Genomic DNA, 11,408 nt, shown 5'->3' on the forward strand with positions numbered 1-11,408 from the left:
CGCCCAATCTTGCCGTCGTGATGTCTGATTCGTCTGTATGCTCATGATGCCACCGGCCGTCCCCAGGGTTCATCTTGGCAGGGCCGGGTGTCGGCTAGGTTAATGTTAGGAAGGTCTCGTCGCCCCGTCATGACGGGCGGTTGGCAGGCGGGACATGGAGGGAATGCCGATGTCGTTGCGTCTGTCGGCGCTGAAAGCGCTGCCGTTCCTCCTGCTGGCCTTCGTTGTCGCGGCGGTGGTGCCTGCCGCCGCCCAGCAGGCCCAGCAGACCTACTCGTCGTCGGAGCTGGTCGACACCGGCCACAAGTTCTTCGGCGAAATGTCGAGTGGGCTTGCCTCGGCCATCGAGCGGGCGGCGTCCGAATACGGACAGCCCAATGGATATATCCTCGGCCAGGAAGGCTCGGGCGCCGTGTTCGGCGGTCTGCGCTACGGCGAGGGCGTTCTCTACACCCGCAATGCCGGCAACACGCGCGTCTACTGGCAGGGGCCGACCTTCGGCATCGACTTCGGCGGCGATGGCGCCCGGACCATGATCCTCGTCTACAATCTGCCGTCGGTTCAGTCGATCTATCAGCGCTTCGGCGGCGTCAACGGCTCGGCCTATCTGGTCGGCGGCTTCGGCATTACCGCGCTTCGCCAGGGCAACATCACCCTGGTCCCGGTGCGCACCGGCGTCGGCGCCCGCCTCGGCATCAATGTTGGCTATCTCAAGTTTACGCCGCAGGCCACCTGGAACCCATTCTGACGGTCGAACGGCAACGAACGGCGGCGTCCGCCACTTTTTTCGCCATGGGATGGGCGCGGATGTCGGTCCGCCCTTGACCGTTTCGTTACCAATGCGCGACAAAAGGTGGATTGGTCGGGGACTGATCTGCCGCGGGATGGCATGACGTGATCGAGACGGTGCTGATCTTTCTGGCGGGAATGCTGACGGCGGGGCTTGGCGCGTTGCTGCTGATGCCGGCGATCAACTCGCGCGCCGTGCGTCTCTATCGTCGCCGGCTCGACCAGCAACTGCCCCGTTCGGTCGCCGAGATGGCGGCGGCAAAGGACGCGATCCGGGCCGAGATGGCCGCGCGCATGGCGCGGATCGAGGTCGAGCTCGACATCGCGCGACGGGCGGTGGCCAGCGCCCAACTTCGCAGCTCCGAGGACCGGCGGCTGACCCGCGCACTCGAGGCGGAGAAGGCGAACTTCGAGGCGACCATCGCCGATTACGAGAAGCGCCTCGAGGAGGCTCACTCGATCGCCCGCTACGCCCACGAGGCGGTTGCGCGCGTCGATGCCGAACGGCGCGACCTGCAGCGCCAGATCAGCACCCGGGCCATGGAGGCGGAAACGAGCCGCGACGAGGCGGAGTCACTGGCCGCCGACATGAAGATGGCGCTGGTCGAGGCCGAGGCGCGCATCGCCGTGTTGTCCGAGACCATCGCCGATCTCACCCACACGCCGCCACTGATCCAGCCGTCGGCGGTTTCCAGTGCGCCGCCCGCTCCGGTCATTCACGTCGACTTCGGGGCGAAGGCCGAGCGGCAGGCGGACAAGCCTGCGGCCAAGGGCAACGCTGCCGACGAGGCGGACGACGAGGCCCGCATCGACGACCTCGCCAACCGGCTCAAGCTGTTGCGCGCCCGCAATGCCGTCGCGCGCCAGCGCATCGAGTCGGCGCTCGCCAAGGGAACCGAGCCGTCCGGAAAGGGCGACGCCCCTCAGTCGGGCTCCTCCTGACCCCTTCCATTTTGCCGAGGGCGGTCCAGCCGCGCCTTCAGCCGGTGCGGTGGCGTGCCGGCCGCAGCCGCGCGATCAGGCCGCCTGTGGGGCCGAAGGCGACGGACAGCGCGTAGAGGATGCCGGCGGCGACGATGATCGCCGGTCCTGACGGCAGGTTGGCGGCGAAGGACGCGGTGAGGCCGGCGACCGACGACAGCGCTGCGAAGGCCATGGCCAGCGCCGTCATGGCGCCGAGCGAGCGCGTCCAGAAGCGGGCGCTGGCGGCCGGCAGCATCATCAGACCGACGGACAGCAGCGTGCCGAGCGCCTGGAAGCCGGCAATGAGATTCAGCACCATTACCAGCATGAAGGCGACGTGGATGATCGCGCCGCGACCTCCAACCGCCTTCAGGAAGCCGGGGTCGACGCACTCCAGCACCAGCGGCCGCCACATGACGGCGAAGGCCAGGACGGTGATCGAGGCGACGATGCCGATGAAGACGAGCGCGGTGTCGTCGATGGCCAGCACCGAGCCGAACAACAGATGCATCACGTCGACCGCCGAACCGCGCGCCGAGATCAGGATGACGCCCAGCGCCAGCGATACGAGATAGAGGGTGGCGAGCGAGGCGTCTTCGCGGAGTGGCGTCAGGCGGGTGACGGCGCTGGCCATCAGGGCGATGGCGAGGCCCGCCGCGAGACCGCCCGCCGTCATGGCCCAGAGGTTGAGCCCGGCGAGCAGGTAGCCGGCGGCGACGCCCGGCAGGATGGCGTGGGCCATGGCGTCGCCGGTCAGCGACAGGCGGCGCAGCATGAGGAACACGCCGACGGGCGCTGCGGCGACCGAAAGCACCAGGCAGCCGGCAAGCGCCCGCCGCATGAAGGCGAAGTCGGAAAAGGCGGCGAGGAGATCGGCGGCGGTCATGGGGCGGGCTCGGCCTCGCAGAAGGGGGCGGCTTCGTCCCAGGCTTCGATGTGGCGGCGGGCGGCGGCGAGGTTCTCGGCCGTCAGTACGTCGGCGGTGGCGCCCTCGGCGATCAATCGGCGGGCGATCAGCAGCGTCCGCTGAAACCGGCGGCGCACCAGTTCGAGGTCGTGCAGCACGGCCACCACGGTGCGCCCCTCGGCGTTCCAGCGATCGATGAGATCCATCAGTTCGCCGATGGTGCGGTCGTCGACGGCTGTGAACGGTTCGTCCAGCAGGATCAGCGGCGCGTCCTGGAGGGAAAGGCGGGCAAAGAGCACCCGCTGCAGCTGGCCGCCTGACAGCGTGTCGAGCGGGCGCTGTTCGAAGCCGACGAGGCCGACGCCGGCAAGCGCCCGCGCCACGTCTTCGTCGTCATCGCGGCGGAAGCCGCCGAAGGCGCCGCGCCGTTGCCACAGGCCCATGGCCACGAAGTCGAACACCGGCAGCGGGAAGGTGCGATCGATCTCGCTGAGTTGCGGCAAATAGGCGATCTCGGTTCGCCGACAGCCGCTGACATGTATCTCGCCGCCGATCGGCCGGATGTGCCCGATCGCCGCCTTGAGCAGGGTGGACTTGCCGGCGCCGTTGGGGCCGACGACGGCCGTCATGCTGCCAGCGGGAAAGCTGGCGGAGAGATGGTGAAGCGCCGGGTGGCGGTCATAGCCGATCGTGGCGTTCCTGAGGGTGAGCGAGGCGCCGCCGGTCGGCCGGCCCTGTCGGGCGAAATCCATTATCGCAGCACCCATCCGATGATCGTCCAGATGCCGGCGACGAGAAGGCCGGCGCCGGCGAGGCGGGCAGCGAGACCGAAGCGCAACACCGACGGCCGTATGGCGATGGTGACGGATCGACCGGGGTCGGCGGACGAGGAAGACCTGGAACGAAGGGAGGATTGCGGCATGGCGGCCCCGGGCTCGAAGGCAAGATCGAGGCGGAAACCGTTATAGTATAACGTTTTGCCGGTCAACTGCCGTCACCGCTGTGCCGCAGGGTACCTTAAAATGCATCGAGAGTGGCGCGGATCAAATCTTATTTACCCGGCAAGATCATCCACATACATTCCTGTATGTAAATGTAATTATGTCAGCGAACAGGAAACAATTTTCACAGATAGTTCGGTTAACGGAAACTTGATGGAAGCCTTCGCCGAGCAAGAGCTATTTACGACATATGCGAGGTGCATGCTTGAAGTCTCGGAGGTTATTGTTTACTAGGTATAAAAGGCAACACGATTCCCCCAAGGTCGCAGCAAGTGGTCACCAGCATCCTCTTTTCCTCCGTTCGGCAAAATGCAGGGGAGGCGGCCGTCGCGGCCGAGCCCGACCTCATGAAAACCTTCCTGCTCGCCTATGAGTCGGTGATCGAGACACTCCGGCCGAGCATGAAGGTGGCCGGCCTCACCGAGCCACAGTGGCGGGTTCTGCACGAGCTGAGAGCGCGGTCTCCGATGATCGCCTCCGAGCTCGCGGCCAACACCTTCGTCAGGGCGTCCAGCCTGTCGCGCATCCTGCGCGACCTTGAGGCGCGCGACCTGATCGCCCGAGCCCAGCAGTTCGAAGATCTCAGGAAGACGCTCGTGTCGCTGACCGACTACGGTCGCAAGACGATCGCGCCGATCGAGACGGCCTATGCCGAGCTTGGCCAGCGCATCGCCGGCGCCGTCGGCCGCGAGGCGGTGGACGCCTGTGCCGCCGCCTGTTCGGGCATCGTCGAGCAGATCGGCGCCCGTCCCGGCGTCGACTGAAAGCCGTTTCATCTTCGTGTTGCGTGATGTTCCGCCGGGTGTGCCGTCTTGACGGACCTCCCGGCGGATTTTTGTCAGCTCTGCGGCTGCGCCGGCGCGGTGACCAGCACCTTGTCGATGCGGCGGCCGTCCATGTCGACGATCTCGAACCGCCAGCCGCGCCAGTCGACGACGTCGCCGGTGGACGGGATGGCCTTGGTCACCGACAGCACGAAGCCGGCCAGCGTCTCGTAGTCGCGCTCGGGATCGTCGAGACCCTTGCAGTTGATCTTCTCGGCCACGAGATCGACGCCGAGGTCGGCGTCGATCAGCCAGCTGCCATCGCTGCGTTGGACGATCTCGCTGAGCTCCTCGTCGGCCTCGCCGCCGAGATTGCCGACGATGGCCGTCAGGATGTCGGCGGCGGTCACCATGCCCTCCACCGAGCCGTATTCGTCGATCACCATCACCATCTGCAGCGGCGAGCGGCGCAGCGTGTCGAGCACGTCCAGCGCGGAGGCGGTGTCGGGCACCATGTCCACCTGGCGGATGCGGCTCCGGATGTCGAGCGGTTCGCCCTTCAGGTGCTGGTCGAGCAGGTCCTTGGCCTGGATGACGCCCTGCACCATGTCGATCGAGCCGGTGAACACCGGATAACGCGAGTGGGAGGAGGTGGCGATCGCCTCGATGATGCGCCGGTCGTCCCAGTCGAGGTCGATGCCGGTGATGTCGGGGCGGGGGATCATGACGGCGCGGATCGACCGGTCGCTGAAGCGCATGACGCCGGCCATCAGCTCCTTCTCCTCGGGTTCGAGGATGCCGGAGTTGGTGCCTTCGGCGATCACCGCCTTGATTTCTTCTTCGGTCACCGTGCTCTCGCCGGTCGCCTTCAGGCCGAGAATGCCGATGATGAGGCGGCTGGAGCGCTCGAGCACGAAGACTAGCGGCGCCGCGATGAAGGCGACGCCCAGCATCGGCCGCGCCATCAGGGAAGCGACCGCTTCGGGGTTGGTGAGCGCGATCTGCTTGGGCACCAGCTCGCCGATCACCAGCGAGAAGTAGGTGATGAGGCCGACCACGACGGCGATGGACAGGGCCGAGGCGAAGGAGGCGGGAACGCCTTCGTCCAGCAGGAACTCGGCGAAGGGCTCCGACAGGGTGGCGCCCGAATAGGCGCCGGCCAGGATGCCGACCAGCGTGATGCCGATCTGCACCGAGGACAGGAAACGGCCGGGATTGGCGGCGAGCTTCAGCACCGTCGCTGCGCCCTTCGATCCCCTGCCGGCCATGGCTTCGAGGCGCGGACGGCGGGAGGAAACCACCGCCAGCTCGGACATGGCAAAAAGACCGTTCAATATCAGGAGGATGAAGATAACGCCGATTTCAAAGAGGTAGCCCATGGGGTGCGGGGGTGACCCGGCTGCTCCGTCACAAGTTGCAAGTCCACGAAAAATACAGGCTGTTCGGCCTTCCCGCTAGGGGTTCGACGCCGACATTTGCGTCGCGCCGGGCGGCGGCCCGATCTATCACCGGCGAATCGACCGTCTTTCGCCGGCCGGGGAGTGCGCAATCCCCTCGGCGTCGACGAGCAGATGGGTGAAGCCGGCGATGGCCGGCTTGCCGGCCGGCGACAGGCTGCCGGCGCCTGTAAGGTAGACGGGCAGGCGCAGGGCCGCGCCCGCGAGCGCCACGAGGCCGGCGGCGACCGAACGCGGAGCATCAATGCCGCCGGGGGCGCCGAGGGCGAAGCCGTCGAGATCGATGCCGATGGCGGCAAGTCGGCGCGACGCGAGGTGGTCTCGACCGAGCCGGAGCGCGGCCGCCGGACCGGCGATTTCCAGGATCAGCGACAGGGCGCCGTCGGCGAGGCCGAGTTCCGCCTCGGTGACCGACAGGGCGACCGCCATCCGGTCGGCCGGCGTGAAATCGTCGTGAACCGGAACCAGAACCGCCCGGGCGCCGACGGCGATTGCGGCGCGCGCGGCGTCGGGGTCGGCCGTTGCGACGGTGAAGGTGACGCCCGGCACCTCGTCGCCGCTCGCAATCAGCGGCCATAACAAGGTCGGTCGATTTACCAAGTCTTTTCTGATGTTTCTGCTGAGTAACTGGAAGATGAACGACATTTACTAATCCTTAACCATTCTTGATGAGAATGATTAACAAATAACTAACCGAGGCTGCAGAGCCTCGCCCTTCGACTTGCTGGAGTATTCGGAGGGCTCTTGCTGGTGAATGCCCATGAATCCGGTTTTCCAATGGGTCTACGGGACGCCGGCGCAGAAGACGACGGCGCCGCCGACCGCGTCAACAGGCATTTCGGGTCGCATCGAGCAGGCGTTCGACGCGGCGAGCGATACCACCGGTACCTCCTTCCAGTATCTTCTCGACACCGCCCAGCGGGAATCCTCGCTGCGGCCCGACGCCAAGGCCGCGACATCCTCAGCCACCGGCCTGTTCCAGTTCGTCGAAGGCACCTGGCTGCAGACGCTGAAGGAAGAGGGGCCGTCGCTGGGCCTCGGGCAGTACAGCGCCGAAATCACCCGGACGACCGGAGGCCGCTATCAGGTGGCGGACCCGGCCATGCGGGAGAAGATTCTGGCGCTGCGCGAGGATCCGGACGTCTCGTCTCTGGTGGCCGGCGCCTTCACCCGCCGCAATGCCGAATCCTTGCGCGACGACATCGGCCGCGACGCCACGGCCGGCGAGCTCTACATCGCCCATTTCCTCGGCGCAAAGGGCGCCTCGTCGCTGATCGGCGCCGCTGGCAGCGATCCGACGTCGAGCGCCGCCGACCTTTTCCCGCAGGCGGCGCGGGCCAATCCGGCCATTTTCTACGAGGGCGGGCGCGAGCGGACCGTCGCCGAGGTCTACGCCAACCTGACCGGCAAGCACGGTGGCTCGGCGCCGGTCGCCGTCGATGCCGGTCATGTCGTCGCCCGGCTGGACAGGCCGGACGAGCCGGTCTCCACCCGATGGGATCCGGCGCTCGGCTATACGGATGCCGAGACCGGCGGCGGCGCGTCGCGACGCATCGCCGAGGCGGAATCGGCGCTCACCGCGCTCACCTCGACGGATAGCACGCCCAGCTCCGGCTGGACGGCGGCTGAACCGACCGATGCCTTCTCGGCCATCTATCGCACTGACGCGCCTGCCACGACCACGGCCGCCTCCGCCTTCTGGCAGGGCTTCAGTCTGTCGCCGAACCTGTTCCACACGGCCGTCTCCGACGACGCCTCCAGCCTCGCCGCCACCGTCGCCCAGGCGGCCGATACCAGCGCGGCGCTGAGGGCCAGCCAGCCCGGACAGATTCTCAATCGCGGCTTCAAGGCCAGCGGACCGCTCGACCTCGCCAGCTTCCTCAACGACGGCTGACGTGTTCGCCGCGTCCTGTCCGAGCCTGCGACGCATCCGCCTGCCGGGGCGGATGCCGTCATGATCGATCTCGCCGCCCTCGCAGGTTTGTTCCTGGCGGCGCTGATGGCCGCCACCGTCCTGCCGATGCAGTCGGAGGCGGCGCTGGTCGCGCTTCTCGTTGCCAGCACGCATCCGGCCTGGCTTCTGGTGGCAATCGCCGGCTTGGGCAACGTGCTCGGCTCGCTCGTCAACTGGCTCATCGGGCGCGGCATCGAGCGGTTCCGCGATCGCCCGTGGTTTCCGGTGAAGCCCGCCGCCCTCGACCGCGCCCAAGGCTGGTACCGGCGCTATGGCAAGTGGTCGCTGCTCCTCAGCTGGGCTCCGATCGTCGGCGATCCGCTCACCGTCGTCGCCGGCCTGGCCCGCGAGCCTCTTCCCGTGTTCCTCGCCCTGGTCACCGTCGCCAAGGTCGGCCGCTACGCGGTTCTGGCGGCGGCAACCCTCAGCGTGATCTGAGCGCGACCGCCAAATATCATGGTGAACCAATCCTTAAGGGTCGGCATGGGATCATCCCGTCGATGACCGCTGGCGCGTGATGCCGGCGCATGAGCGTAACGGGGCGAGGGCATGGGGCGGTTTCGGCTCATCGACTGGATGGACAACGCACCGGCTCCGGCGCGGGCGTCGGCGGTGCCGGCACTGGTCAGGAGCTATGTCCACGGCGACCTCACGCCCGAGGCGCGCGAGATGATGGAAGCGGCGCTGACGCTCATCGCCGACGACCCTTCGCCAGACGTCCGCCGCGCGCTTGCCGAGGCGCTGTCGATCCACGAGACGGCGCCGCGCCACCTGATCGTAGCGCTGTCGCAGGATCTGCCGGCCATCGCCGAGCCGATCTTCCGCCGCTCGCCCTGCCTGATCGACAGCGAACTCACGGCAGCGGTCGCGCTGGGTACGCCGTCGATCGTCAAGGCCGTCGCCAGCCGTCCCTGGATTTCCTTCGAAGTGGCCGACGCCATCGCCGCCGAGGGCGACCGAGAGGCCGTGCTCGCCATGCTCGCCAACCCCGGCGCTGATCTCGACGGCGAGGCCTTCGCCGCCATTGCCGACCGCCTGGGCGCCGACGGCGAGATCCGAGAGGCGCTGTTCGCCCGCCGCGACCTGCCGCTCGCCGTGCGTCAGTCGCTGATTTCGGCGCTGGGCGAAAAACTCGGCCGCTTCCTGGTCGGCCGCGCCTGGATCGCGCCCAAGCGAGCCGGTGTCGTGCTGCGCGAGGCCTGCGACAAGGCGACGGTGTTTCTCGCCGGTTCCGCAGAGGAGGCCGAGCTGTCCGCACTGGTCGAGCATCTGCGGTCAACGGGGCAACTGACGACGGCCCTGCTCATCCGCTCGATGTGCGAGGGCCACATCCGCTTTCTCGAGGCGGCGCTCGCCCGCCTGTCCGGCCTGCCGGCCACCCGCGTCTACGCCCTGCTGATGGACGGCCGGGCCGGCGCGCTCCGTGCGCTGTTCACGCGGGCCGGCTTGCCGGAGCGCAGCCATGCCGCGTTTCTCGCCGCTCTCGAGGTTTGGCGCGAACTCGATTACGACGGCCGCGAGGGCGACAAGCCGCGCTTCGGCCGCCGCATGGTCGAGCGCATCCTCACCCGCTATCAGGAGTTTGCGCCGGGCGAGGTGGACGACCTCCTCGCGATGCTGAGGCGGCTCGCCGCCGAGAGCGCCCGCACGGCGGCACGCGAGATCCTCGAATCGCGACGCGAGGGCCGCTCAAGGGCAGCGTGACCCATCAGTCGGTCGCTTCGATCCGCACCGATATGGCGTCGTGGCGCCAGTATTCGAGATCGCAGTCGATGATGCGTCCGCGCTGGTCGTGGTTGATGCGGGTGATCTTCAGGCCATAGGCGCCGTCGGCGCAGCGAAGTTCGGCCGCCGGCAGGCCGCGAAGGGCGATGGGCGTGATCTCGAAATAGGCCGAACCGTAGTCGATGCCGTAGTGCTCGAGATAAATCCCGGTCAGCGAGCGGTTGAGATCGAACTCCAGGATATCGGGAAAGACCGCCTTCGACAGATAATGCTCGACGAACAGCACCAGCCGGCCGTCGATGCGCCGACGGCGCCGGACCCGCCAGAACTCGGTGCCGTCGGGGCATTCCATCAGGCGACAGACGGTGGCCGGTGCCGGCGCCGAGAGCGCCTCAATCAGTTCGGTCTCCGCCCGTCGCCCCTGGTCGGCGGCCATGACGTGGAAGTTGGATCGCTGCAAGGGGTTGTAGACCATGCGCGGGCCGGTGGCATACCAGCCGCGGCGATTCTCCCGGAAGATCAACCCGTCGATTTCCATGTGCAGCAGCGCCTCGCGCAGCGTGATGCGGGTCGTCGAGTAGATCTCCACCATCCGCCGCTCGGACGGCAGGCGCCCTGTCGTGGCAAGGCGCCCCGCCGCGAGATCGCGCCGCAGGGTCTGTTCCAGACCATCCTCGGCCCTGTCTGTTTCCATCGCCTCGCGTCCTCCATGCGTCGACGTCATGCGCCTGTCATCGCCTCTCGCTAATAGCAGGTCGTCTGGTCTAGACCAAGGAGGCAAGTCGTGAAACGTCACGCCGCTATTTCGCTCCCGCTCTTCGCCCTTCTCATCGGCACCGGTAGCGCCCAATCCCAGGACATCAAGGCGCTTGAAGACGCCGCCCGCGCCGAGGGCGCCATCTACAGCGTCGGCATGCCCGACGGCTGGGCCAACTGGAAGGACACCTGGGCCCAGCTGACCGAGAAATACGGCCTCAAGCACAGCGACACCGACATGAGCTCCGGCGAGGAAATCGCCAAGTTTGCCAACGAGGGCGTCAACGCCACCGCCGACATCGGCGACGTCGGCCTGGAATTCGGCCCGATCGCCGTGGCGCGCGGGGTGACGCAGCCCTACAAGCCCACCACCTGGGATGACATTCCGGCCTGGGCCAAGGACGCTGACGGCCACTGGATCATCGGCTACACCGGCACCATCGCCTTCCTGATCGCCGCCGACGTCGCCAACCCGCCGGCCTCCTGGGCCGATCTCCTCAAGGGCGACTACAAGGTGTCCATGGGCATGGTGGGCTCAGGCGCGCAGGACAACGCCGCCGCGCTGGCCGCCGCCATCGCCATGGGCGGCAGCGAAAGCGACCTGCGTCCGGGCGTCGAGCTGTTCGCCAAGCTGGCCGAGCAGGGCCGGCTTCTGGCCAATGGCGTCAATCCGGCGATGATGGAGAAGGGCGAGGTCCAGGTGGCGCCGATCTGGGACTTCAACGCCCTCAACTACCGCGACGTGGTCGGCCGCGACAAGTTCAAGGTGGTGATCCCCGCCGACGGTTCGGTAACCTCGGGCTATGCGACGATCATCAACAAGTACGCCAAGCAGCCGAACGCCGCCAAGCTGGCCCGCGAGTACATCCTGAGCGACGCCGGCCAGATCAACCTCGCCAACGGCTATGCCCGTCCGATCCGCGTCGATCGCCTGACGTTGCCGGCCGAGACCACCGAGAAGCTGCTTCCGGCCGAACAGTATGCCAAGGCCCGGCCGATCAACCCGGAACTGTGGACGAAGAAGGAAGCGACCGAGTTGACCCGGTTGTGGCGCGAACTGGTCGTTCCCAAGCTGTGACGGCTTGAGGGGCT

The 11,408-nt window shown here is 67.4% G+C and carries 13 protein-coding genes; 7 read left to right on the forward strand and 6 right to left on the reverse strand.

What is annotated here, in order from left to right:
- Positions 1 to 163 precede the first annotated feature (163 nt).
- Together M4J39_RS17610 and M4J39_RS17615 are read left to right on the forward strand one after the other, a co-directional pair.
- A complete protein-coding gene (locus tag M4J39_RS17610) occupies positions 164 to 748 on the forward strand; it encodes a DUF1134 domain-containing protein (RefSeq protein WP_251729719.1) in 585 nt (194 codons plus the stop codon).
- 146 nt (positions 749 to 894) lie between these two features.
- Complete coding sequence (locus tag M4J39_RS17615) at positions 895 to 1,731, forward strand: hypothetical protein (protein WP_251729720.1); 837 nt, start codon at positions 895 to 897, stop codon at positions 1,729 to 1,731.
- A 37-nt stretch (positions 1,732 to 1,768) separates the two neighbouring features.
- On the opposite strand, the gene M4J39_RS17620 is transcribed toward M4J39_RS17615, so the two are convergent.
- From M4J39_RS17620 to M4J39_RS17630, 3 genes are read right to left on the reverse strand one after another with little or no spacing between them, the layout of a single operon-like run.
- Complete coding sequence (locus M4J39_RS17620; RefSeq protein ID WP_251729721.1) at positions 1,769 to 2,638, reverse strand: metal ABC transporter permease; 870 nt, start codon at positions 2,636 to 2,638, stop codon at positions 1,769 to 1,771.
- Complete coding sequence (locus M4J39_RS17625) at positions 2,635 to 3,426, reverse strand: metal ABC transporter ATP-binding protein (RefSeq protein ID WP_251729722.1); 792 nt, start codon at positions 3,424 to 3,426, stop codon at positions 2,635 to 2,637. The genes M4J39_RS17620 and M4J39_RS17625 overlap by 4 nt, the downstream gene beginning before the upstream one ends.
- Positions 3,411 to 3,581 (reverse strand): hypothetical protein, encoded by a 171-nt coding sequence (locus tag M4J39_RS17630; RefSeq protein WP_251729723.1) that lies wholly within the window; start codon positions 3,579 to 3,581, stop codon positions 3,411 to 3,413. Before M4J39_RS17630 ends, M4J39_RS17625 begins: the two co-directional genes overlap by 16 nt.
- Before the next feature lie 426 nt (positions 3,582 to 4,007).
- Between M4J39_RS17630 and M4J39_RS17635 the strand changes: the two genes are divergently transcribed.
- Positions 4,008 to 4,424, forward strand: a complete 417-nt coding sequence (locus tag M4J39_RS17635) for a MarR family transcriptional regulator (protein WP_251729724.1) — start codon at positions 4,008 to 4,010, stop codon at positions 4,422 to 4,424.
- A gap of 74 nt (positions 4,425 to 4,498) precedes the next feature.
- Here the strand turns inward: M4J39_RS17635 and M4J39_RS17640 are convergent, their stop codons facing one another.
- Both M4J39_RS17640 and M4J39_RS17645 read right to left on the reverse strand, forming a co-directional pair.
- The gene (locus M4J39_RS17640; protein ID WP_251729725.1) at positions 4,499 to 5,803 is read right to left on the reverse strand and encodes a hemolysin family protein; all 1,305 of its coding nucleotides are present in this window, start codon (positions 5,801 to 5,803) and stop codon (positions 4,499 to 4,501) included.
- Positions 5,804 to 5,929: 126 nt separating this feature from the next.
- Entirely contained in the window at positions 5,930 to 6,463 is a 534-nt protein-coding gene (locus tag M4J39_RS17645) for a hypothetical protein (RefSeq protein WP_251729726.1), read from the reverse strand.
- 178 nt (positions 6,464 to 6,641) lie between these two features.
- On the opposite strand from M4J39_RS17645, the gene M4J39_RS17650 reads away from it, so the two are divergent.
- The 3 genes from M4J39_RS17650 to M4J39_RS17660 all read left to right on the forward strand — a co-directional run bounded on the left by M4J39_RS17650 (position 6,642) and on the right by M4J39_RS17660 (position 9,539).
- A complete protein-coding gene (locus M4J39_RS17650) occupies positions 6,642 to 7,775 on the forward strand; it encodes a lytic transglycosylase domain-containing protein (RefSeq protein ID WP_251729727.1) in 1,134 nt (377 codons plus the stop codon).
- A gap of 60 nt (positions 7,776 to 7,835) precedes the next feature.
- Entirely contained in the window at positions 7,836 to 8,273 is a 438-nt protein-coding gene (locus tag M4J39_RS17655; protein ID WP_251729728.1) for a YqaA family protein, read from the forward strand.
- A gap of 111 nt (positions 8,274 to 8,384) precedes the next feature.
- Complete coding sequence (locus tag M4J39_RS17660; RefSeq protein ID WP_251729729.1) at positions 8,385 to 9,539, forward strand: DUF2336 domain-containing protein; 1,155 nt, start codon at positions 8,385 to 8,387, stop codon at positions 9,537 to 9,539.
- A gap of 4 nt (positions 9,540 to 9,543) precedes the next feature.
- Here the strand turns inward: M4J39_RS17660 and M4J39_RS17665 are convergent, their stop codons facing one another.
- A complete protein-coding gene (locus M4J39_RS17665; protein ID WP_251729730.1) occupies positions 9,544 to 10,254 on the reverse strand; it encodes a UTRA domain-containing protein in 711 nt (236 codons plus the stop codon).
- A gap of 90 nt (positions 10,255 to 10,344) precedes the next feature.
- On the opposite strand from M4J39_RS17665, the gene M4J39_RS17670 reads away from it, so the two are divergent.
- Positions 10,345 to 11,394 (forward strand): ABC transporter substrate-binding protein, encoded by a 1,050-nt coding sequence (locus M4J39_RS17670; protein ID WP_251729731.1) that lies wholly within the window; start codon positions 10,345 to 10,347, stop codon positions 11,392 to 11,394.
- The last annotated feature ends 14 nt before the right edge of the window (positions 11,395 to 11,408 follow it).

Origin of the sequence: Pleomorphomonas sp. NRK KF1 (assembly GCF_023721755.1) — a bacterium.
In the GTDB taxonomy this organism is placed as follows: Bacteria; Pseudomonadota; Alphaproteobacteria; order Rhizobiales; family Pleomorphomonadaceae; genus Pleomorphomonas.